Origin of the sequence: Streptomyces sp. AF1A, assembly GCF_047340315.1 — a bacterium.
In the GTDB taxonomy this organism is placed as follows: domain Bacteria; phylum Actinomycetota; class Actinomycetes; order Streptomycetales; family Streptomycetaceae; genus Streptomyces.
The window spans coordinates 17,878-39,028 of record NZ_JBLEBI010000049.1 but is presented as its reverse complement, the minus strand read 5'-3'; the positions used below and the strand labels follow the sequence as shown (position 1 = coordinate 39,028).

Annotated in this window: 20 protein-coding genes, 1 tRNA gene and 1 pseudogene; 13 read left to right on the top strand and 9 right to left on the bottom strand. The window is 71.9% G+C overall.

What is annotated here, in order from left to right; translation table 11 throughout:
- The 5 genes and pseudogenes from ACLU3S_RS16450 to ACLU3S_RS16430 all read right to left on the bottom strand — a co-directional run.
- Positions 1-326, bottom strand: a pseudogene (locus ACLU3S_RS16450) (hypothetical protein); the annotation flags it as partial.
- 142 nt (positions 327-468) lie between these two features.
- Positions 469-1,302, bottom strand: coding sequence for an S-methyl-5'-thioadenosine phosphorylase (locus tag ACLU3S_RS16445; RefSeq protein WP_413952599.1), 834 nt, complete (start codon positions 1,300-1,302; stop codon positions 469-471).
- Positions 1,303-1,407: 105 nt separating this feature from the next.
- On the bottom strand, positions 1,408-1,716 hold the full coding sequence (locus ACLU3S_RS16440) for an FmdB family zinc ribbon protein (RefSeq protein ID WP_413952598.1): 309 nt from the start codon (positions 1,714-1,716) through the stop codon (positions 1,408-1,410).
- A 67-nt stretch (positions 1,717-1,783) separates the two neighbouring features.
- Entirely contained in the window at positions 1,784-3,082 is a 1,299-nt protein-coding gene (locus ACLU3S_RS16435; RefSeq protein WP_413952597.1) for an MFS transporter, read from the bottom strand.
- A 279-nt stretch (positions 3,083-3,361) separates the two neighbouring features.
- Positions 3,362-4,894 (bottom strand): potassium/proton antiporter, encoded by a 1,533-nt coding sequence (locus tag ACLU3S_RS16430; protein ID WP_413952601.1) that lies wholly within the window; start codon positions 4,892-4,894, stop codon positions 3,362-3,364.
- A 192-nt stretch (positions 4,895-5,086) separates the two neighbouring features.
- Here ACLU3S_RS16430 and ACLU3S_RS16425 point away from each other — a divergent pair, with 192 nt between their 5' ends.
- Positions 5,087-7,909, top strand: a complete 2,823-nt coding sequence (locus ACLU3S_RS16425) for a penicillin acylase family protein (RefSeq protein ID WP_413952596.1) — start codon at positions 5,087-5,089, stop codon at positions 7,907-7,909.
- 84 nt (positions 7,910-7,993) lie between these two features.
- On the opposite strand, the gene ACLU3S_RS16420 is transcribed toward ACLU3S_RS16425, so the two are convergent.
- Positions 7,994-8,614 (bottom strand): 5-formyltetrahydrofolate cyclo-ligase, encoded by a 621-nt coding sequence (locus ACLU3S_RS16420; protein WP_413952595.1) that lies wholly within the window; start codon positions 8,612-8,614, stop codon positions 7,994-7,996.
- Positions 8,615-8,708: 94 nt separating this feature from the next.
- Between ACLU3S_RS16420 and galU the strand changes: the two genes are divergently transcribed.
- The 7 genes from galU to ACLU3S_RS16385 all read left to right on the top strand — a co-directional run bounded on the left by galU (position 8,709) and on the right by ACLU3S_RS16385 (position 14,322).
- Positions 8,709-9,620: a UTP--glucose-1-phosphate uridylyltransferase GalU gene (gene galU / locus ACLU3S_RS16415; RefSeq protein ID WP_413952594.1), complete on the top strand. Its 912-nt coding sequence runs from the start codon at positions 8,709-8,711 to the stop codon at positions 9,618-9,620.
- Complete coding sequence (glp, locus tag ACLU3S_RS16410; RefSeq protein WP_413952593.1) at positions 9,617-10,939, top strand: gephyrin-like molybdotransferase Glp; 1,323 nt, start codon at positions 9,617-9,619, stop codon at positions 10,937-10,939. Before galU ends, glp begins: the two co-directional genes overlap by 4 nt.
- Positions 10,940-11,066: 127 nt before the next feature.
- Complete coding sequence (gene moaC / locus ACLU3S_RS16405; RefSeq protein ID WP_413952592.1) at positions 11,067-11,579, top strand: cyclic pyranopterin monophosphate synthase MoaC; 513 nt, start codon at positions 11,067-11,069, stop codon at positions 11,577-11,579.
- On the top strand, positions 11,576-12,076 hold the full coding sequence (locus ACLU3S_RS16400; RefSeq protein ID WP_413952591.1) for a MogA/MoaB family molybdenum cofactor biosynthesis protein: 501 nt from the start codon (positions 11,576-11,578) through the stop codon (positions 12,074-12,076). The genes moaC and ACLU3S_RS16400 overlap by 4 nt, the downstream gene beginning before the upstream one ends.
- Before the next feature lie 20 nt (positions 12,077-12,096).
- Positions 12,097-12,759, top strand: a complete 663-nt coding sequence (locus tag ACLU3S_RS16395) for a GNAT family N-acetyltransferase (RefSeq protein WP_413952590.1) — start codon at positions 12,097-12,099, stop codon at positions 12,757-12,759.
- Between the two features lie 172 nt (positions 12,760-12,931).
- Positions 12,932-14,155, top strand: coding sequence for a gephyrin-like molybdotransferase receptor GlpR (glpR, locus tag ACLU3S_RS16390; protein ID WP_413952589.1), 1,224 nt, complete (start codon positions 12,932-12,934; stop codon positions 14,153-14,155).
- Positions 14,156-14,248: 93 nt separating this feature from the next.
- Positions 14,249-14,322, top strand: a tRNA-Ala gene (locus ACLU3S_RS16385).
- Between the two features lie 97 nt (positions 14,323-14,419).
- On the opposite strand, the gene ACLU3S_RS16380 is transcribed toward ACLU3S_RS16385, so the two are convergent.
- Together ACLU3S_RS16380 and ACLU3S_RS16375 are read right to left on the bottom strand one after the other, a co-directional pair.
- On the bottom strand, positions 14,420-14,977 hold the full coding sequence (locus ACLU3S_RS16380; RefSeq protein ID WP_413952588.1) for a GNAT family N-acetyltransferase: 558 nt from the start codon (positions 14,975-14,977) through the stop codon (positions 14,420-14,422).
- A 47-nt stretch (positions 14,978-15,024) separates the two neighbouring features.
- Positions 15,025-15,501, bottom strand: coding sequence for a GNAT family N-acetyltransferase (locus ACLU3S_RS16375; RefSeq protein WP_413952587.1), 477 nt, complete (start codon positions 15,499-15,501; stop codon positions 15,025-15,027).
- Positions 15,502-15,579: 78 nt separating this feature from the next.
- Here ACLU3S_RS16375 and ACLU3S_RS16370 point away from each other — a divergent pair, with 78 nt between their 5' ends.
- Positions 15,580-16,383, top strand: coding sequence for an exodeoxyribonuclease III (locus ACLU3S_RS16370; protein WP_413952586.1), 804 nt, complete (start codon positions 15,580-15,582; stop codon positions 16,381-16,383).
- Between the two features lie 10 nt (positions 16,384-16,393).
- On the opposite strand, the gene ACLU3S_RS16365 is transcribed toward ACLU3S_RS16370, so the two are convergent.
- Positions 16,394-17,014 carry a MerR family transcriptional regulator gene (locus ACLU3S_RS16365; RefSeq protein WP_413952600.1) on the bottom strand — a complete coding sequence of 207 codons (621 nt, stop codon included), beginning with the start codon at positions 17,012-17,014 and terminating at the stop codon, positions 16,394-16,396.
- 177 nt (positions 17,015-17,191) lie between these two features.
- Here ACLU3S_RS16365 and ACLU3S_RS16360 point away from each other — a divergent pair, with 177 nt between their 5' ends.
- The 4 genes from ACLU3S_RS16360 to ACLU3S_RS16345 all read left to right on the top strand — a co-directional run bounded on the left by ACLU3S_RS16360 (position 17,192) and on the right by ACLU3S_RS16345 (position 21,063).
- Positions 17,192-18,709, top strand: coding sequence for a flavin-containing monooxygenase (locus ACLU3S_RS16360; protein WP_413952585.1), 1,518 nt, complete (start codon positions 17,192-17,194; stop codon positions 18,707-18,709).
- Positions 18,706-19,836 carry an alpha/beta fold hydrolase gene (locus tag ACLU3S_RS16355; RefSeq protein ID WP_413952584.1) on the top strand — a complete coding sequence of 377 codons (1,131 nt, stop codon included), beginning with the start codon at positions 18,706-18,708 and terminating at the stop codon, positions 19,834-19,836. Before ACLU3S_RS16360 ends, ACLU3S_RS16355 begins: the two co-directional genes overlap by 4 nt.
- Positions 19,833-20,717 carry an SDR family oxidoreductase gene (locus tag ACLU3S_RS16350; RefSeq protein WP_413952583.1) on the top strand — a complete coding sequence of 295 codons (885 nt, stop codon included), beginning with the start codon at positions 19,833-19,835 and terminating at the stop codon, positions 20,715-20,717. Before ACLU3S_RS16355 ends, ACLU3S_RS16350 begins: the two co-directional genes overlap by 4 nt.
- A gap of 94 nt (positions 20,718-20,811) precedes the next feature.
- On the top strand, positions 20,812-21,063 hold the full coding sequence (locus ACLU3S_RS16345; RefSeq protein ID WP_413952582.1) for a hypothetical protein: 252 nt from the start codon (positions 20,812-20,814) through the stop codon (positions 21,061-21,063).
- Positions 21,064-21,151: the final 88 nt, after the last annotated feature.

Sequence of the window (21,151 nt, the reverse complement as noted above, 5' to 3'; positions counted from 1 at the left end):
TGCCGGCCGCGGAGCCCGCGGGCGCGCTCGGTGTGGTGCGGTTCCGGCGCGGTGCGCGGGCCGGCGGTCACGAGGGCTGCCGCGGTCACGGCGAGGCCGGCCGCGATGGCCCGCCTTCGATGCCGCAGGAGTCGCTGCACCTGGTACCGCCCGCCGCCCACCCGCACCGGAGGGAACTGCGGCACCGCGCAGGTCGCCGGCGCGTCCGTGCCCAGCGGACGCGGGAGCCGGAGCGGAGGCGGGAACGGGGATCGGGCGGGCGGGGGAGACGAGGAGGCGGGTGCGGTGGGCGTGGAGGGGAGCGGGGACGACGAGGACAAGGGCATGGGAATCACCGCCTGCGACGAGAGTTCGGCTTGCGATGCCACGATGAGGCCTCGCGCCGAAGTCCGCCGGAGCCGGTGGACCACGGGCCGGTTGTGGAAAACCCGCCCACCCGAACGAGCGAGCCCCGCCCGTCCCGGAGCCCTACGGCAGTGCGAAGCCGGGGTCCATCCCGCCGAGGGCGTCTGCGCACCGGCAGTCCCGCGCTCCGGTTTCCGGCAGCGCGGCCACCGCGTCGAACAGCACCCCGCGCAGCCGGTCCACGTTGGCCGCGAAGACCCGCAGGACCTCCTCGTGCGAGACGCCCTCGCCGGTCTCGGCGCCCGCGTCGAGGTCGGTGACCAGGGTCAGGGACGTGTAGCAGAGCTCCAGCTCCCGGGCGAGCGCCGCTTCCGGGTGGCCGGTCATGCCCACGACCGACCAGCCCTGCGCCTGGTGCCACAGCGACTCGGCGCGCGTCGAGAAGCGCGGCCCCTCGACCACGACCAGCGTGCCGCCGTCCACCGGCTCCCAGTCACGGCCGCGGGCGGCCTTCAGGGCGACCGCCCGGCCGGCGGGGCAGTAGGGGTCGGCCATGGACACGTGCACGACGTTCGGCACGGTGCCGTCGGGCAGCGGCAGCCCGTCGAAGTACGTCTGGACCCTGGTCTTCGTGCGGTCCACCAGTTGGTCCGGCACCAGCAGGGTGCCGGGGCCGTACTCGGGCCGCAGGCCGCCGACCGCGCACGGGCCGAGGACCTGCCGGACGCCGACCGAGCGCAGTGCCCACAGATTGGCGCGGTAGTTGATGCGGTGCGGCGGCAGATGGTGGCCGCGGCCGTGCCGGGGCAGGAAGGCGACCCGCCGGCCGGCGATCTCGCCGAGGAACAGGGAGTCGCTGGGCGGCCCGTAGGGGGTGTCCACCTGGACCTCGGTCACGTCGTCGAGGAACGAGTAGAAACCCGAGCCGCCGATTACGCCGATCTCTGCGTTCGCCATGACCAGCACACTAGCTGGCGCCCGAGCCGCCGGGGGAGCCGGTGCCCGAGAGCGCCGAAGACCCCGCCGTCGCGGGACGGCGGGGTCCGGGTGATCTCGGGTGTCTCAGGCGGCGGAGGAGCTCGCCGAGGACGTCGACGACGAGGACGACGACGAGGACGACTTCGCGTCGGACGAGGTGGAGCCGGACGACTTCGACTCGGAGGGCTTCGACGCCGGGCTGCTGCTCGACGTGGAGCCGCGGGAGTCGTTGCGGTAGAAGCCGGAGCCCTTGAAGACGATGCCGACCGCGGAGAACACCTTCTTCAGACGGCCGCTGCAGCTGGGGCACTCGGTCAAGGCGTCGTCGGTGAACTTCTGCACCGCCTCGAGGCCCTCGCCGCACTCGGTGCACTGGTACTGGTAGGTCGGCACTGTCTTCCTCCTGGCACTCTCACTCAATGAGTGCTAACGAGGGTCCATAGTGACGCATTCCCGGGGCTCAGTCCACTGTCATCGGCACTCGGTGACCGACGCCACGTGCGACGGTGCGGTTCTGCTGCCGGGCCACCAGCAGCGACCTCAGTGCCACCAGGGTGGCCAGCGCGAGCACCGTGCCGGCCATGGGGACCAGGAATCCGGCGCCGTCCCACAGCCGGTCCTCGAGCTGTCCGGCGACGGTGACGGCGGCCGCCTGGCCGAAAGCCACCGCGCCGGTCAGCCAGGTGAAGGCCTCGGTGCGGGCACCGGCCGGGACCAGGGCCTCGACCAGTGTGTAGCCGGTGATCAGCGCCGGCGCGATGCACATGCCGACCAGCAGGCCGAGCGCGCCGAGCAGCGGCACCGAGTGCGCCGTCCACAGCGCGGACGCGCTCAGCGCGAGCGCCGTGTAGCCGGCGACCAGGCGACGCCGGGGAGCCACCTTCCAGGCGATGGCGCCGCAGACGATGCCGGACAGCATGTTGCCTGCCGCGAAGACGCCGTACAGGACGCCGTTCAGGCCGGGCTCGCCGATCGAGTGCGTGAACGCCGCCAGGGACACCTGCATTCCGCCGAAGACCGAGCCGATGCCCAGGAAGGCGACGACCAGCACGCGTACGCCCGGGACGCGCAGTGCGGAGGCGTGCGGCACGCGCGCGTGCCCGCCCGTGCCGGCGACCGGCGGCTGGGTGCGCTTCCGCGCGGCGAACAGCAGACCGCCGACGAGGGTGAGCGCGGCCTCGGTGAGCAGGCCGGCCGCCGGCGCGACGGCGGTGCACAGCGCGGTCGCCAGCAGGGGGCCGAAGACGAAGGTCAGCTCGTCGGTGACGGACTCGAAGGCCGCCGCGGTGGCCATCAGGGGCGAGCCCTGGAGCGTGACGCCCCAGCGGGCCCGCACCATGGGGCCGATCTGCGGCACCGAGGCGCCGGTGGGCACGGCCGCCAGGAACAGCGCCCACAGCGGCGCGTGCGCGAGGGCGAGCACCGTCAGGGACAGGCCCGACAGCGCGTGCACCAGGACGCCGGGCACCAGCACGGCCCGCTGGCCGAAGCGGTCGGCCAGCCGCCCGCTGTAGGGCGCGAACAGTGCCATGGACACCCCGGTGGCGGCGGCGATGGCGCCCGCGGCGCCGTAGGAGCCGGTGGTGTGCTGCACCAGCAGCACGATGGAGAGGGTGAGCATCGCGAACGGCTGGCGTGCCGCGAAGCCGGGGAGCAGGAAGGTCCAGGCGCCGCGGGTGCGCAGCAGCTGCCCGTATCCGGGGCGGGAGGATGCCGGCGGCGTCGTCGCCGGTTCGTCGGTGGTGACCGTGGATCCCACGGCCCGTGCCTTTCTGCCGCCTGGTAGCGCGGGCCCCGTGCGGGTCCGGGCGCCGAGAGCTGTCCTCTTGCGCGGACTGCGGTAGATACCGGCGCCCACGGCGAGTGGGGGGCGACACGGCCGCCATACGGTCGCGCCAGCTCTGCGTCAGGCAGAGTTGGTTCGATCAGGGTGCGCCTTCATGTTACAGGGATCACCGCCCGCTCCGGCTGTGAAAAGGAGCACCAGGCAGGGCGGTCACCTGTGATGACGCGAGGTGTCGGCCGCCGGAAGGGCCTTTCAGCGGGACCTGCGTGATTCCGGCCCGTCCGTGCCCAGCCAGTCGGCCAGCTTGCCGCCGTGGGCGACGGCGCGCAGGCGCCGTTCCGCCGCGTCGCGGACCGGGTCGGTGGTGACGACCAGCAGCTCGTCGCCGCGCCGCAGCACCGTCGTCGGCAACGGGACAAAAGATTTTCCTTCGCGCACCACGAGGGTGACGGCGGAGCCGGGTGGCAGCCGCAGCTCGCCGACCTCCACGCCGTGCATGCGCGACCCCTCCCCGATCGTGACGGACAGCAGGTGGCCGCGCAGCCGCTCCAGCGGTGCCGACTCGATGCCGAGGTCGGAGGCCTCGCCCTCCTCGCCCAGGCGCAGCGTGCGGGCCAGCCACGGCAGGGTCGGCCCCTGGACGAGCGTGTAGGCGACGACCAGCATGAACACGATGTTGAAGATGCGGCGGCTGCCGGGGACGCCGTTCACCATCGGGATCGTCGCCAGGATGATGGGCACGGCGCCGCGCAGTCCCGCCCAGGACATCAGGACCTGCTCCTGCCACGGCACCCTGAACGGCACCAGGCTGAGCACCACGCTCAGCGGGCGCGCCACCATGGTCAGCACCAGCCCGGTGACCAGGGCGGGCAGCACGTCGTCGCCCAGTTCGTGCGGCGTGACCAGCAGGCCGAGGACGACGAACATGCCGATCTGGGCGATCCAGCCGAGCCCCTCGGCGAAGCCGCGGGTCGCGGGCCAGTGGGGGAGTCGTGCGTTGCCGAGCACCATCGAGGCCAGGTAGACGGCCAGGAAGCCGCTGCCGTGCGCGAGGGCGCCGGCGGCGTACGCGGTGACGGCGATCGCCATCACGGCGATCGGGTAGAGGCCGGACGCGGGCAGCGCCACGTGCCTCAGGCCCCAGGAGCCTATCCAGCCCACCGCGAGCCCCATGGCCGCGCCGATGGCCAGCTCCAGGACTATCTCGCCCAGCAGGACGTACCAGTGCTCGACCGGTCCGGCGGCGGAGAAGGCGACGACCAGGATGACCACCGGTGCGTCGTTGAACCCGGACTCCGCCTCCAGCATGCCCGTCACGCGCGCGGGGAGGGGGATTTTGCGCAGCACCGAGAAGACCGCCGCCGCGTCCGTGGACGACACCACGGCGCCGATGATGAGCGCCTGCCGCCATTCCAGCCCCACCAGGTAGTGCGCGCCCGCCGCCGTGACGCCCACGCTGACCGCGACGCCCGCCGTCGCCAGCACGGTGGCGGGCGACAGGGCCGGCCGGATCTCCTTCCACTTGGTGCCCAGGCCGCCCTCGGCGAGGATCACGACCAGGGCCGCGTAGCCCATGACCTGGGTCGACGCGGCGTTGTCGAAGCGGATGTGGCCGAGGCCGTCCTGGCCCATGAGCACGCCGATCCCCAGGTACACGAGCAGGCTGGGGAGCCCGCTGCGGGAGGAGAGCCGCACGGCCGCGACGGCGACGAGCAGGACGACGGAGCAGACGAGCAGGAGCTGGTTGAGGTGGTGAACAGTCAGCGGCGGATCCTTCCCCGAGATCTGCGGTTACTTCGTTACCTTACCTAACTCTTGACGCTTTCTTGACGCTTGGCGGGGCAAGATCGAACGTCCGTGCGCGCTGGTTCCCGACTCCGCGTCAAGGGGGACAGGGCCCTGCGCCTATGGTTGCTCCAGCGCTCATTCAAAGTCACAGCCCGACCTGCCGCTCGCGTTAGGACAGCAAGGACAGCGATGCCCCCCAACACCACCGCCACAACGGGTGACACCGCCACGGGTGCCACGTCCGTCCCGTCCGGCAGGAAGAAGGGGCGCAAAGCCCGACTGATCGTGCTGGTGCTCGTCCTGGCCATCATCGGCGGCATCGCCTACGGGGCGTACTGGTCGATCAGCACCGTCCGCGCCTCCTTCCCGCAGACCACGGGATCGATCACGCTCGACGGCCTGTCCGGGCCGGTCGACGTCAAGCGGGACGGCAACGGCATTCCGCAGATCTACGCGTCCTCCGCCGAGGACCTGTTCATGGCGCAGGGCTACGTCCAGGCGCAGGACCGGTTCTACGAGATGGACGTGCGCCGCCACATGACCTCGGGACGCCTGTCGGAGATGTTCGGCAAGAGCCAGGTCAAGAACGACGAGTTCCTGCGCACGCTCGGCTGGGACCGGGTTGCCAAACAGGAGTACGACACCAAGCTGTCGGCCTCCACGAAGACCTACCTCCAGGCCTACGCCAAGGGAGTCAACGCCTACCTCCAGGGCAAGGACGGCAAGGACATCTCCCTGGAGTACGCGGCCCTCGGCCTCACCAACGACTACAAGCCGCAGAAGTGGACCCCGGTCGACTCCGTCTCCTGGCTGAAGGCGATGGCCTGGGACCTGCGCGGCAACATGCAGGACGAGATCGACCGGGCCCTGATGACGAGCCGCCTCGGCCCGCAGCAGATCCAGGACCTGTACCCGGAGTACCCGTACAGCCGGAACAAGCCGATCGTGCAGGAGGGCCAGTACAGCGATCTGACCCACAGCTTCCAGCAGAGCGGCTCGGCCGGCGCCTCCCAGGGCACGGCCGGGGGCACCACGGCGGGCGGCGCCACGGGCGGCTCCCAGGGCACGTCGGGCGCGACCGGCTCCACCACCTCGGGCGCCACCGGATCGGGGCTCACGAGCCAGCTGGCGGGCCTGTACAACGTCCTGGACGACGTGCCCACGGCCGTCGGCGTGAACGGCCAGGGCATCGGCTCCAACTCCTGGGTGGTCGCCGGGAAGTACACCATCACCGGCAAGCCGCTGCTGGCCAACGACCCGCACCTGTCGGCGTCCCTGCCGTCCGTCTGGTACCAGATGGGCCTGCACTGCCGCACCGTCTCCGCCAAGTGCCCCTACGACGTCACCGGCTACACCTTCGCCGGCATGCCCGGCGTGATCATCGGCCACAACGCGGACATCGCCTGGGGCATGACCAACTCCGGGGCCGACGTCACCGACCTGTACCTGGAGAAGGTGACCGCGAACGGTTACCTGTACGACGGCAAGGTCCGGCCCTTCCGGACCCGCCAGGAGACCATCAAGGTGGCCGGCGGGGGGTCCAAGACGATCGTGGTCCGGCAGACCCGGGACGGCATGCCGCTGCTGTCCGACCGCGACGACGAACTCGTCCAGGTCGGCAAGCGGGCCACCGTCAACACCGCCGCTCCCGACCGCGGCGACGGCTACGGCATCGCCCTGAGGTGGACCGCGCTCGACCCGGGCACCACCATGGACGCCGTCTTCGCCCTCGACAAGGCGGCCGACTGGAGCGACTTCCGCGCCGCGGCCGCCCGGTTCGACGTGCCCTCGCAGAACCTGATCTACGCCGACACCCGCAACAACATCGGCTACACGCTGCCCGGCAGGATCCCCACCCGCTCCTCGGTCGACGACGGCTCCATCCCGGCGCCGGGCTGGGACCCGAAGTACCGCTGGACCGGATTCATCAAGCAGGACGAGCTGCCCTACGAGTACAACCCCAGGCGCGGCTACATCGTCACCGCCAACCAGGCCGTGATCGACAAGGACAAGTACCCCTACACGATCACCACCGACTGGGGCTACGGCACCCGCAGCCAGCGCATCACCGACCTGATCGAGTCCAAGATCAAGGACGGCGGCAAGATCTCCACCGAGGACATGCGGCAGATGCAGCTGGACAACAGCAGCGAGATCGCCAGGCTCCTGGTGCCGAAGCTGCTGAAGATCAACCTGGACGACAAGGACGTGCGCGACGCGCAGAAGCTGCTGGAGGGCTGGGACTACACCCAGGACGCCGACTCCGCGGCGGCCGCGTACTTCAACGCGGTCTGGCGCAACATCCTCAAGCTCGCCTTCGGCAACAAGCTCCCCAAGGAGCTGCGCGTCGAGGGGCAGTGCCTGTGGGTCGACAAGATCGACAGCACCGGCCCGGTCGACGACGACACCAAGGTGCGCGAGTGCGGCCGGCGCGCCGCCGACCAGGCGCAGCCGGACGGCGGCGACCGCTGGTTCGAGGTCGTGCGCAAGCTGATGGACAAGCCGAACAGCGACTGGTGGAAGACGCCCAGGTCGGGCACCCGGCCCGCGGCGAACAACATGGACCAGCTCTTCGCCCGCGCCATGATCGACGCCCGCTGGGAGCTGACCGCCAAGCTCGGCAAGGACATCGACACCTGGAGCTGGGGCCGGCTGCACCGCCTGTTCCTGAAGAACCAGACGCTCGGCACCGGCGGCCCCAAGGTCCTGCAGTACATCCTCAACCGCGGCCCCTGGAAGCTCAGCGGCGGCGAGGCCTCGGTGAACGCGACCGGCTGGAACGCCGCCGGCGGCTACGGCGTCGTGTGGGTCCCGTCCATGCGGATGGTCGTCAACCTCGCCGACTTCGACAAGTCCAAGTGGATCAACCTGACGGGCGCCTCCGGGCACGCCTTCAGCGCGCACTACACGGACCAGACGAGCCTGTGGGCCAAGGGCGAGCTGCTGCCCTGGGCGTTCACCGGCACGGCGGTCGGCAAGAGCACGACCGACACGCTGGTCCTCAAGCCGTGAGCCCCTGAGGCACCCCGCCGAAGCGGCCCTCCACGCGCGCGTGGAGGGCCGCTTCGCATCCGGGCACCCGTCCGGCCGCCGCGGTCAGGCGGTGGCGAAACGGCGCGCGCCCGAGGGGGTCACCACGGCGTGCACCGGACGGTCGTGCGGCTCCACCGGGACGCGCGCGACGACCTCCGTGTCGTACAGGAGCACCACGAGCCGGGGCCGGGCGCCCGCCCGGTCCAGGCGGGCCAGCACACGGTCGTACGACCCCCCGCCCCGCCCCAGCCGCATCCCGCGCGCGTCCACCGCGAGCCCGGGCAGCAGGACGACGTCGGCGGCCGTCACGGCGTCCGGACCCAGACGCTCGCCCGAGGGCTCGAACAGGGCCATCCTCCCGCCGTGTTGGACCCGCGCGAGCGAGCCCGGCCCGGCGTACTCGCCCCAGTCCAGATCGTTGTCGGGCAGCAGGGCGGGCAGCAGCACGCGCACGCCCCGCGAGCGCAGCGCGTCGAGCAGCGCGAGCGTGCCGGGCTCGCTCCCGACGGAGACGTACGCCGCCACCGTGCGCGCACGCGCCAGCTCGGGCAGCTCCAGCGCGCGCACCGCGAGCGCGCGCCCCGACTCGAGCACGTCATCGTCCGTCAACCTGCTCCTCACCGCGAGGAACTCCCGCCGCAACCTTCGCTTGTCAGGCTCGCCCGTGCGTCCGTCGTGTTCCACTGGTCGTTCTCGCGCCCTTCTTGAATGCCGTCATAAAGGGTCAACCAACCGGAGCCACAGTTTCCCCGCAAAGGCACCGGATAAGGTTGCGGGCATGACTCAGTCCCACCCCAGGATCAGCAAGGCTGTCATTCCCGCGGCAGGCCTCGGCACCCGGTTCCTCCCGGCCACCAAGGCCACTCCCAAGGAGATGCTGCCGGTCGTCGACAAGCCGGCGATCCAGTACGTGGTCGAAGAGGCCGTGTCGGCGGGGCTCGACGATGTCCTCATGGTCACCGGACGCAACAAGCGCCCGCTCGAGGACCACTTCGACCGCAACTACGAGCTGGAGTCGGCGCTCGAGAAGAAGGGCGACGCGGAACGGCTCGCGAAGGTGCAGGAGTCGAGCGACCTGGCGACCATGCACTACGTCCGCCAGGGCGACCCCAGAGGCCTCGGCCACGCCGTGCTGTGCGCGGCCCCGCACGTGGGCCGCGAGCCCTTCGCCGTGCTCCTGGGCGACGACCTGATCGACCCGCGGGACCCGCTCCTGCAGCGCATGATCGAGGTCCAGGAGCAGCACGGCGGCAGCGTGATCGCCCTGATGCGGGTCGCGCCCGAGCAGATCCACCTCTACGGCTGCGCGGCCGTGGAGGCCACCGCCGAAGGCGACGTCGTACGGGTGACGGGACTGGTCGAGAAGCCGGACGCGGCGGACGCCCCCTCCCACTACGCGATCATCGGCCGCTACGTCCTCGACCCGCACGTCTTCGACATACTGCGCAAGACCGAGCCGGGCCGCGGCGGCGAGATCCAGCTCACCGACGCCCTGCAGCAGCTCGCCCAGGACGAGAAGGTCGGCGGACCGGTGCACGGCGTCGTCTTCCAGGGCCGCCGCTATGACACCGGCGACCGTGGCGACTACCTGCGTGCCATTGTCAGACTCGCATGCGAACGTGAAGACCTGGGCCCGGAGTTCCGGACCTGGCTCCGCCGTTACGTAGCCGAGGAGATGCAGCAGTCTTGAGCAGCGCCGCGACCCGCGCCACCGGCCCGGACGACCTGTGGTCGGTGGACGAGCACCTGGAGGACATCCTCGCCACCGTCCGCCCCCTCGACCCCATCGAGCTGCAACTGCTCGACGCCCAGGGCTGCGTCCTGGTCGAGGACGTCACGGTGCCGGTGTCCCTGCCCCCGTTCGACAACAGCTCCATGGACGGGTACGCGGTGCGGGTCACGGACATCGAGGGCGCCGGCGAGGAGTTCCCGGCGGTGCTCGAGGTCGTCGGGGACGTCGCGGCCGGTGCCGCCGACCCGGTCCGGGTCGGGCCCGGCCAGGCCGCCCGCATCATGACCGGCGCCCCCCTGCCGCCCGGGGCCGAGACCGTCGTCCCGGTCGAATGGACCGACGGCGGCCTGGGCGAGGGCCCGGTCAGCGGCATGCGGGCGCGCAGCCTGGCGCCGGAGGGCGCCATGGGGCAGGTGCGCGTGCACCGCCCCGCCGAGGCACGCGCGCACGTGCGGGCCAAGGGCAGCGACGTGAAGGCCGGCGACCTCGCCCTGGAGGCCGGCACCGTCCTCGGCCCGCCGCAGATCGCCCTGCTCGCCGCGATCGGCCGCGGCACGGTCCGCGTGCGCCCGCGCCCGCGCGTGGTCGTCCTGTCCACCGGCAGCGAACTCGTCCAGCCCGGCGAGGCGCTGGGCAGCGGCCAGATCTACGACTCCAACAGCTTCGCCCTCACCGCCGCGGCGCGGGACGCGGGTGCCATCGCCTACCGGGTGGGCGCCGTCGCCGACGACGCCGAGACCCTCCGGTCCACCATCGAGGACCAGCTCATCCGCGCCGATTTGCTGGTGACCACGGGCGGAGTGAGCGTCGGGGCGTACGACGTCGTCAAGGAGGCGCTGTCGCACGTCGGCGACGAGGACGTGGCGGGCAGCGGCGTCGAGTTCCGCAAGCTCGCCATGCAGCCGGGCAAGCCCCAGGGCTTCGGCTCCATCGGGCCCGACCACACGCCCCTGCTGGCCCTGCCCGGCAACCCCGTGTCGTCGTACGTCTCCTTCGAGCTGTTCGTCCGCCCCGCGATCCGCGCCCTCATGGGCCTCGCGGACGTCCACCGGCCCCGCACCCGGGCGGTGCTGAGGGCGGACAAGGCGCTCCGCTCGCCCAAGGGCCGCCGCCAGTTCCTGCGCGGCTCCCACGCCGACGGGGAGGTGACCCCCGTGGGCGGCGCCGGCTCCCACCTCGTCGCGGCCCTCGCGCATGCGGACGCGCTGATCGTCGTCCCGGAGGACGTGGAGTCGGTGGAACCCGGCGCCGAGGTGGAGGTCGTGCTGCTCGGCTGAGGCGCGCGCGTTCCCGGCCGCACGCCGGTCCTGCTCCGCTGCCCGCGCGGGCAGGGAGGTACCGTGTCGCGCACAACAGGCCCGTGCACCCCACCGCGACGGGCCCGGACCGGGAGCGCCACACAGCATGACTGAGCCTTTCCGGGGGGAGACCCCCGGCCGCCCTGCGCAGGACCGCCTGACACACCTCGACGACGCGGGCGCCGCCCGCATGGTCGACGTGTCCGGGAAGGACGTGACCGCGCGCACCGCCCGCGCCAGCGGCCGCGTCCTCGTCTCGCCCCGCGTGGTCGAGTTGCTGCGCGGCGAGGGGATGCCCAAGGGCGACGCGCTCGCCACCGCGCGGATCGCGGGCATCATGGGCGCCAAGCGCACCCCGGACCTGATCCCCCTGTGCCACCCGTTGTCGGTGTCCGGTGTGACACTGGATCTGTCGGTCGCGGACGACGCCGTGGAGATCCGGGCCAGTGTGAGGACGACGGACCGCACGGGCGTCGAGATGGAGGCCCTCACCGCGGTGACGGTCGCCGCGCTCACCGTGATCGACATGGTCAAGGCGGTCGACAAGGGAGCGGTCATCACGGACGTGCGGGTGGAGGAGAAGACGGGCGGCAAGTCGGGCGACTGGAGCCGGGCATGACGTACCGCGCTCTGGTGATCACCGCCTCCAACAGGGCCGCCGCCGGGGTCTACGAGGACAAGGGCGGCCCGTTGATCGTCGACGGCCTCAAGGGGTTCGGCTTCGAGGTCGACGGCCCCCTCGTCGTCCCCGACGGCGACCCCGTTCTTGCGGCCCTGCGCGAGGGCGCCGACGCCGGGTACGACGCCATCGTCACGACCGGCGGCACCGGTATCTCGCCGACCGACCGCACGCCCGAGGCGACCCGCGCGGTGATCGACTACGAGGTGCCGGGCATCGCGGAGGCCATCCGGGCGTTCGGCCGGCGCAAGGTGCCGACCGCCGCGCTGTCCCGGGGCCTGGCCGGGGTGGCGGGGCGGACCCTGATCGTCAATCTGCCGGGCTCCACGGGCGGAGTGAAGGACGGCCTCGCCGTGCTGGAGCCGCTGCTGGCCCACGCCGTCGACCAGATCCGCGGCGGCGACCACGCCGCACCCGCCGGTGGGGGTGCGAGCTGAACAGCCCTTCCTGGCCCGTGGTGCTGGTGGACGGAGACGTCGTCCTCCGGCCGATAAAGCTGCGCGACCAGCGGGCCTGGCGCGAGGTGAACCGGCGCAACCGGGACTGGCTGCGCCCCTGGGAGGCGACCATCCCGCCGCCCACGCCGAGCGGGCCGATCGTGCACCGGCCCACCTACCGGCAGATGGTCCGGCACCTGCGCTCGGAGGCCAACGCGGGCCGGATGCTGCCGTTCGTCATCGAGTACCAGGGGCAGCTCGTCGGGCAGTTGACGGTCGCGGGAATCACCTGGGGGTCGATGTGCTCGGGGCACATCGGCTACTGGGTGGACGAGGCAGTGGCCGGGCGCGGGGTGATGCCGACCGCCGTGGCGCTCGTGGTGGACCACTGTTTCCGCACCGTGGGACTGCACCGCATCGAGGTCTGCATTCGCCCCGAGAACCGGCCCAGCCGCCGGGTCGTGGAGAAACTCGGATTCCGCGAGGAGGGGCTCAGGCCGCGCTATCTGCACATCGACGGCGCCTGGCGGGACCACCTCGTCTTCGCTCTCACCGCCGAAGAGGCGCCCGACGGTTTGCTCGCCCGCTGGCAGCGGGCACGCTCCCAGCAGGGCCGGCGCACCGAGCGGGAGAACAGCCGGGGGAATCCCGCCCAGGGTCACTCATCGGCCCCCCGAAATTGAATAGGTGTTCGAAAATGATCGGCCGATGACCGGCTCTAGGCATTGAATTCACGGCTCCGGTGGCCGACTGATCGCATCGGTCGCAAAAAAAGCTGGAAATATCAGCCAGATCGTGCGACACACCGGCCCAATTGGCCGATGGCCTCGTGCAAACCCCTCTACCGTGTGAGATGTGAGCAGCAGCGGCCTCATCTACGCAGTCATTGTCGGGGCCTGGGCCGCCTACTTGGTGCCGATGTGGCTCCGTAGGCAGGACGAGCTGAACGAGGCCCGTCCGACGGAACGCTTCAGCACCGCCATCCGGCTGCTGTCCGGACGGGCGGGAATGGAGCGCCGGTACGCCAAGGACCTGCGGGCGCGCTCCACCGAGGAGGGGGAGCCGGAAACCGGCGAACCGGACGCCGTCACCGACTCGGTGGACGTCCGGGCCTTTGCCATGCCTCCGACCCGCCGTCAGGTCCACGCGGAGGCCGAGCCCGAGGCGCCCCGGAACCCCGAACCGGCACCCCACCGGGCCGACCCCCCGGCCGGCAGGGCCGGCTCCGGCGCCGTGCCCGCACAGAAGCGTGTGCCCGCAGCGCGCCGCGCGCCCTCGGCGCAGGCGGCAGCGGCGCGCGCCCGGCGATCGAAGGTGCTCGCACGGCGTCGGCGCACCACCGTCATGCTCTTCCTCGCCTTCACCCTCGGCGCGATCGTCGCCGCCGTCGGCGGGCTCGCGTTCCTGTGGGCGCCCGGTGTGCCCGCCCTGCTGCTCAGCGCGTACATCGCCTACCTCCGCTCCCAGGAACGCCGCCGCTTCGCCTACCAGATGGACCGCCGGCGCGCCGAGGCCGCCGCCCAGCGGCTGCGTGAACGCCAGCCGCGCCGGCGTACGCCGCTCGACGCCGGCCCCGGCGCCGACGAAGCGGAGGAGGGCACGGCGACCGAGACGGACCCCGGCCTGTCCGCGCTCGCCGCCGACCGGCGCGCCCTCGTCGAGCAGACCGACCACGCCGAGTGGGTCGACCAGCAGCGCGAGCGCCAGCGGCGGCCCGGGCACGGCGACAGCTGGGACCCGGTCCCGGTGCCGCTGCCGACCTATGTGACCGCGCCCGTCGCGCCGCGCGCCACCTCCGACGTCGACCTGGGCGGGCCGGACACCTGGAGCTCCGCACGCTCCAGCTCGGTGGCGCCGGAACACGAGGCGGGCCGCGCGACCGGGACCGAGGAGGCCGAGCAGGCGTCCGCCTCCGGTGACAGGCCCGCGGCCGGCCGCGGCGACGCGGTCCCCCACGCCCGGGGCCGCTCGCGCGGAGGGAGCGCGGCAGGCTCCGCCCGGCGGACGCGCGAGCGCGGGCGCACCCCCCTCTTCGACCAGTACGAGGACGGCGACCGCCCGCGCGCGGCCAACGAGTGACGGCTGCCACGCCCCAGGAAACCTGGCCCTGAGCAGTCGGGGAACGGATTTCCAAGCACCCCGATCGGGATGCTAAAGTTTCACTCGTTGCAAGGGCCTGTGGCGCAGTCCGGTAGCGCACCTCGTTCGCATCGAGGGGGCCAGGGGTTCAAATCCCCTCAGGTCCACGCAGCTCAAAGCCCCGGTAGGGATCTCCCGACCGGGGCTTTGACGTGTCGTACAGCATCGAGGACGAGATCGCCGAGTGGCCGTCGACGCACCACCTCAGCGGACGTGACCCGCAGCCTCTGGTCCCGAGGGCGTCCACTCATGAGCGAGGAGCCCGAGGATCACCTCGTCGAGGAATGCTCCGTACACCCAGGCCGAGCGCCGCAACCTGCCCTCGATCGTGAACCCCGCTCGCTTCGCCGCCGCGATCATCGGCGCGTTGTCCGCCAGGGTCTCCACTTGCAGGCGTTGCAGTCCGCGTACCGCGAACCCGTACTCGCACAGTACCCGGACGATGTCCGAACCGAACCCACGACCGCGGAAGTCGGGAAGCACGGAGATCCCCAGGTGCGCCGCCCTGTTGTGGGTGTCGATGCCCCACAGCCCGGCGGCACCGACCAGCTCCTGCGACTCGAGTTCCACCACCGAGAAGGACGCCGCCTCGTCCGACGGCTCAGCGGCATAGGGAGAGCGGGCCGACCCCGGTGGTATCGGAAGCCAGGGCCGAGGATCCTGGCGCGACCGGGTTGCCACGTCGTTGTACAGCATCGCGTGGAGCACTGGAATGTCGGTCTCGTGCCGGGCCCGCAGCCCGATCTCGTCGCCACGTATCACCCGCCATTGCTACCGCAGCACGACGAGTCGATCAATCCGCACCGCGTCTACAGCCGCTTCGCGAAGCACAGGCTCAGCTCGTGGTGGCGGTAGTAGCCGAACTTGGCGCACGGCTCATAGCCGCTGGAGGTGTACAGGGCCACGGCCTCCGGCTGCGCGGTGCCCGTCTCCAGGACCATGCGGACCCGGCCGGCCATGCGCGCGTCCTCCTCCAGCTCCGCGAGGATGCGGCGGGCCAGACCCCGGCCGCGCATCTCCTCGATCACGAACATGCGCTTGAGTTCGGCGTCGCCGTCCTCGTTCCCCTCGCCGTTGCTGTCCTGGCTGCGCCAGCCGCCGGTGGCCACGGGGCGGTCGTACTCGTCGTACGCGATCAGGTACACACCCCGGGGCGGGTCGAAGTCCTCGACGGTGAGGACCGTCGCGTCGCCGTCGTCGCCGTAGCGGCGGCCGTACTCGGCCTGGACCTCGTCGTTGAGCTTGACGGCATCGGGGTGATCGAAACGCACGCGGCGAATATTCATGCTGGGTATCGTACTTCTATGCAGTAGCGGATCATCGGTCTGTTCGAGCACCCACCAGTGTGCCGGTATCGTGCCGGGGTGCTGACTGTGACCTCGGTGAACGTGAACGGGCTGCGGGCCGCCGCCAGGAAGGGCTTCGTGGAGTGGCTCGCCCGAACCTCGGCGGACGTCGTCTGCCTGCAGGAGGTGCGCGCCGAGCCGCACCAGCTGCCCGAGGAGGTCCGGCAGCCCGCCGGCTGGCACGTCGTGCACGCCCCGGCCGCCGCCAAGGGCCGCGCGGGCGTCTCCCTCTACACCCGACGCGAACCCGACCGGGTCCGCGTCGGGTTCGGCTCGGCCGAGTTCGACGACAGCGGCCGCTACGTCGAGGCCGACCTGCCCGGGGTCACGGTCGCCTCCCTCTATCTGCCCTCGGGCGAGGTCGGCACCGAGCGGCAGGACGAGAAGATCCGCTTCATGGACGCGTTCCTCGGCCACCTCAAGGCCCTGCGCGAACGGGCCGCCGCCGACGGGCGCGAGGTCCTGGTCTGCGGCGACTGGAACATCGCCCACCAGCAGGCCGACCTCAGGAACTGGCGCGGCAACACGAAGAACTCCGGCTTCCTGCCCGAGGAGCGCGCCTGGCTCACCCGCGTGTTCACCCCCGAGGACGGCGGCTACGTGGACGTCGTGCGCTCCCTGCACCCGGATGTCGAGGGGCCGTTCACGTGGTGGTCGTACCGGGGGCGGGCGTTCGACAACGACTCGGGGTGGCGCATCGACTACCACGCCGCCACGCCCGGCCTGGCCGCACGGGCCGTCAAGGGCCTCGTCGAGCGCGCGGCCACGCACGCCGAGCGCTGGTCCGACCATGCGCCGGTGACCGTCGTCTACGACCGGTAGCGGGCGCCGCTCACTCGCGTTTGGTCAGCCGCCGGTCCAGGGCCAGGGACAGTTCCGCCTCCACCACGTTGCGGGCCAGGGGGCGCAGGCGCTGGAGGTCCTGTTCGGGGGCGTGGCGGAGGATGAGGTCGGCGAAGAGTTCGGCGAGCGCGTCGGCGTGCTCGCGGACGCGGGCCGCGGCCGTGAGCACCTCGGCGAGCGGGATGCCCTCGCGGACGAGCGCTGCGGACACGTCCAGCAGGCGGCGGCTGATGTGGACGATCTCGTCGCCGTCGGTGCCGAGGTAGCCCAGGTCCAGGGCGGCGGCGAGGTTCTCGGGGGTGACCTGGCCCTCGAAGCGGGCGGCGAGTTCCTCCGGGGTGAGGCGGACCGGCTCCTCCTCGGTGGGGGTGCCGACGCCCAGCAGGTCGGCCACGTCCCGGCCCTGGTCGAGGGCCTCGGCGAGTTCCGCGATGCCGTTCAGCGTGTGGCCGCGCTCCAGGAGGGCCGCGATGGTGCGCAGGCGGGCCAGGTGGTGGTCGTCGTACCAGGCGATGCGGCCCTCGCGGCGGGGTGGCGGGAGCAGCTTGCGCTCGCGGTAGAAGCGCAGCGTGCGCACGGTGATGCCGGCCAGCCGGGCCAGCTCCTCCATGCGGTACTCGCGCCCGCCCTCCTGGTGTTCTGCGTCCTCTGCCACGCCCGAAGCCTATGGTGTACCGCCGGTAACTTCCTTCCCCCGCCCCCTACCGAACGGTACGGAGCTGCTCTACAGTCCCATTGCGCCAGTGTTCACTGGCAGAGTTCCTAGGTGATGCGTGGAGGCTTCGGGATGGCCGAGCACGAGCATGTACGGGTGGCGGTGATCGGGTCCGGGTTCGGCGGTCTCGGGGCCGCCGTGCGGCTGCGCCGCGAGGGGATCACCGACTTCGTCGTCCTGGAGCGGGCCGGCAGCGTCGGCGGGACCTGGCGGGACAACAGCTATCCGGGGTGCGCCTGCGACGTGCCCTCGCACCTCTACTCCTTCTCCTTCGCGCCCAACCCCGAGTGGCCGCGCACCTTTTCCGGGCAGCAGCACATCCGCGCCTACCTGGAGCACGTCGCCGACGTCTTCCTGCTGCGCCCGCACATCCGCTTCGACTGCGAGGTGAAGATGATGCGGTGGGACGGCGAGCAGCTGCGCTGGGAGATCGAGACCGCGCGGGGGACGCTCACCGCCGACGTCGTCGTCTCCGCCACCGGACCGCTGTCCGACCCGAAGATCCCCGAGATCCCGGGCCTGGAGTCCTTCCCCGGCAAGGTGTTCCACTCCGCCCGCTGGGACCACGACTACGACCTGCGCGGCAAGCGCGTGGCCATGGTCGGCACCGGCGCCTCGGCCATCCAGATCGTGCCCTCCATCCAGCCGCAGGTCGGCCGGCTCACCCTCTTCCAGCGCACCCCGCCGTGGGTCATGCCGCGCGTCGACCGGGCCATCAGCGGCGCCGAGCGCTGGCTGCACCGCACGCTGCCCTTCACCACCCAGCTCAGGCGCGGCCTGCTCTGGGGCATCCGGGAGCTGCAGGTCCAGGCGTTCACCAAGCACCCGGACGAGCTCGGACTCGTCGAGCAGCTCGCCAGGCGCAACTTGGCCCGCGCCATCAAGGACCCGGCCCTGCGCGCCAAGCTCACCCCCGACTACCGCATCGGCTGCAAGCGGATCCTGCTGTCCAGCGCGTACTACCCGGCGCTGGCCAGGCCGAATGTGGACGTCGTCGCCTCCGGTCTCGACGAGATCCGCGGGTCGACGCTCGTCGCGGCCGACGGCACCGAGGCCGAGGTCGACGCGATCGTCTTCGGCACGGGCTTCCACGTGACGGACATGCCGATCGCCGAACGCGTGGTCGGCGCGGAGGGCATCACGCTCGCGGAGTCCTGGAAGAGCGGCATGCAGGCCCTGCGCGGCGCCGCGGCGGCCGGGTTCCCGAACTGGATGACGATCATCGGGCCCAACACCGGCCTCGGCAACTCCTCCATGATCCTCATGATCGAGTCCCAGCTGAACTACATGGCCGACTACCTGCGGCAACTGGACGTCCTCGGCGGCCGTACGGCCCTCGATGCCCGGCCCGCGGCCGTCGAGGACTGGAACCGCAAGGTGCAGGAGCGCATGCGGCGCACCGTGTGGAACACCGGCGGCTGCACCAGCTGGTATCTGGACGCGAGCGGCCGCAACACCACCATCTGGCCCGGTACGACGACCGAGTTCCGGCGCGCGACGCGGCGGGTGGACCTCGCGGAGTACGAGGTGATCCGCGGGCCCGCGGTGGACAAGGCCCCGTCGGCCGGCCGGAGCGGGGCCGCCGCATGAGCCGGTCCGCCTCCGTCGCCTCCGGCCCCTACGCCCCGCCCGCCCCGTCCCGGGAACTCACCGCCGTCTCCGCCGACGGCGCCCGGTTGCATGTCGAGGTGCACGGGCCCGACGACGCGCCGCCCGTCGTCCTCTCCCACGGCTGGACCTGCTCGACCGCCTTCTGGGCGGCACAGATACGGGACCTCGCGGCCGACCACCGGGTCATCGCGTACGACCAGCGGGGGCACGGGCGCAGTCCCGCGAGCCCCGCCTGCACCACCGAGGCGCTGGCCGACGACCTGGAGGCGGTGCTCGGCGATACGCTCGCGCCGGGAGAGAAGGCCCTGATCGTCGGCCACTCCATGGGCGGCATGACGGTCATGGCCGCCGCCTCCCGCCCCCGTTTCCGTGAGCATGCCGCCGCCGTTCTGCTGTGCAGCACCGGCAGTTCGCGCCTGGTGGCACAGTCCCGGGTGGTGCCGCTGCGCGCGGGACGGGTGCGCACCTGGATCACCGGGCGCATCCTCGGCTCGCGCGCCCCGCTCGGGCCGGTCACACCGGTCGCGCAACGCATCCTCAAGTACGCGACCATGGGCGCCGGTTCCGAACCGCACATGGTCGAGGCGTGCGCCCGGATCGTGCACGCCTGCCCGCGGGCCGTGCGCCACGCCTGGGCGGCGGTGCTCGCGGCGCTCGATCTCGACCATGGTGTACGGGAGTTGGACATCCCGACCGCGGTGGTCCACGGCGCGTCCGACCGGCTCACGCCTCCCGTGCACGCCCATGCGCTGGTCGCCGCGCTGCCGCAGTGCATCGGCCTCACCGAGCTGCCCGGCGTCGGCCACATGACGCCGATCGAGGCTCCGGGGCCGGTCACCGGCCGGATCCGCGAACTCGTCACCACGTACGTCACCACGGACGTCGCCACGGACGTCGCCACGGACACCACCGCTGAGGCCGCGGGGGCCGTCCCCGAAGTCACGGGGGCCGTCCCCGAAGCCACGCACATCACACTCGAAGTCACGGGGACTGTCCCCGAGGCCGCGGGAATCACGGCCGAAGTCACGGGCACCACAGCCGAAGTCACGGCCACCACCGCCGACATCGCGGGGGTCGCCTCCGCGCGGATCAAGGAGGGCGCATGAGCAGGGTCGGCCTCGAGGGGCAGGTCGCGGTCGTCACCGGAGCGGCGCGCGGCGTCGGTGAGTTGCTGGCGCGCAAGCTCTCCGCGCGCGGCGCGAAGGTGGCGCTGGTCGGGCTGGAGGAGGAGGCGCTCAAGGAGGTCTCCGGGCGGCTGCACGGCGACAGCGCGTACTGGCACGCCGACGTCACCGACCACGAGACGATGAACCGGGTGGCGCAGGAGGTGAAGGCGCGGTTCGGGAAGGTCGACATCGTGGTCGCCAACGCCGGTGTGGCGACGGGCGGTCCGTTCGTCGATTCCGATCCGCAGGCCTGGCGGCGCGTGATCGAGGTGAACCTGATCGGATCGGCGGTGACCGCGCGGGCGTTCCTGCCGCTGCTGGTCGAGAGCCGGGGCTATCTGCTGCAGATCGCCTCGCTCGCCGCGATCACCCCGGCGCCGATGATGACGGCGTACTGCGCCTCCAAGTCGGGCGTGGAGGCGTACGCGCACAGCCTGCGCGCCGAGGTCGGCTACCAGGGCGTGCGCGTCGGCGTCGCGTATCTGTCCTGGACCGACACCGACATGGTGCGCGGCGCCGACCAGGACGACGTCATGCGGGAGTTGCGGCAGCGGCTGGTGTGGCCCGCCAACAGAACCTACCCGCTGGGGCCGACGGTGGACCGGCTGGTCGCCGGGATCGAGCGGCGCTCGGCGCATGTGTACGGGCAGTGGTGGCTGCGGGGCATGCAGAGCGTGCGCGGATATCTGCCGGGACTCATCGGGAGGGTCGGCCAGCGCGAGATGAAGCGGTTCGCGCCGCGGCTGCAGGGGATGCGCTCGGGGCTCGTCGGCGCAGGTGGGCAGGCCGACGAGGCGGCCCGTGCTACGCGCCGTAACTGATCGACATGCACTCCGTGTTCGCCCGTGTGACTCTGGTCGAGGCCCCTCCGAGGGGCCTACCCCCCCACCTCACCCACTACGGGAGTGAACCCACATGGGTATGAAGGACCAGTACCAGGACCAGGCCGGCGAGTGGCAGCAGAAGGGCAAGGAGAAGGCGGGTCAGGCGCGTGAGCGTGCCGGCCAGCACGGTCAGCAGCCGCAGCGCGGTCAGCAGCCCCAGCGCGGTCAGCAGCCGCAGCGCGGTCAGCAGCCCCAGTCCGAGCGCGGTCGCCAGAACATGCGCGACATCGACGACACGGAGCAGGAGATGCAGGACCGCTTCGACCACGACTACGACGCGTAGTCGCTGCGCTCGGCCTTGGCCGGTTGTTGTGGGGCGCCCCTCGCTTGGGGGGCGCCCCCGCTTTTTCGTCGGGGTGGTGCCGGCCGTT

Coding starts and splice junctions, on each gene's coding strand:
- ACLU3S_RS16445 (WP_413952599.1), bottom strand. CDS start 1,302: ATGGCGAACGCAGAGATCGGCGTAATCGGCGGCTCGGGTTTCTACTCG.
- ACLU3S_RS16425 (WP_413952596.1), top strand. CDS start 5,087: ATGCCCCCCAACACCACCGCCACAACGGGTGACACCGCCACGGGTGCC.
- galU (WP_413952594.1), top strand. CDS start 8,709: ATGACTCAGTCCCACCCCAGGATCAGCAAGGCTGTCATTCCCGCGGCA.
- moaC (WP_413952592.1), top strand. CDS start 11,067: ATGACTGAGCCTTTCCGGGGGGAGACCCCCGGCCGCCCTGCGCAGGAC.
- ACLU3S_RS16400 (WP_413952591.1), top strand. CDS start 11,576: ATGACGTACCGCGCTCTGGTGATCACCGCCTCCAACAGGGCCGCCGCC.
- ACLU3S_RS16375 (WP_413952587.1), bottom strand. CDS start 15,501: ATGAATATTCGCCGCGTGCGTTTCGATCACCCCGATGCCGTCAAGCTC.
- ACLU3S_RS16365 (WP_413952600.1), bottom strand. CDS start 17,014: ATGGAGGAGCTGGCCCGGCTGGCCGGCATCACCGTGCGCACGCTGCGC.
- ACLU3S_RS16360 (WP_413952585.1), top strand. CDS start 17,192: ATGGCCGAGCACGAGCATGTACGGGTGGCGGTGATCGGGTCCGGGTTC.
- ACLU3S_RS16355 (WP_413952584.1), top strand. CDS start 18,706: ATGAGCCGGTCCGCCTCCGTCGCCTCCGGCCCCTACGCCCCGCCCGCC.
- ACLU3S_RS16350 (WP_413952583.1), top strand. CDS start 19,833: ATGAGCAGGGTCGGCCTCGAGGGGCAGGTCGCGGTCGTCACCGGAGCG.
- ACLU3S_RS16345 (WP_413952582.1), top strand. CDS start 20,812: ATGGGTATGAAGGACCAGTACCAGGACCAGGCCGGCGAGTGGCAGCAG.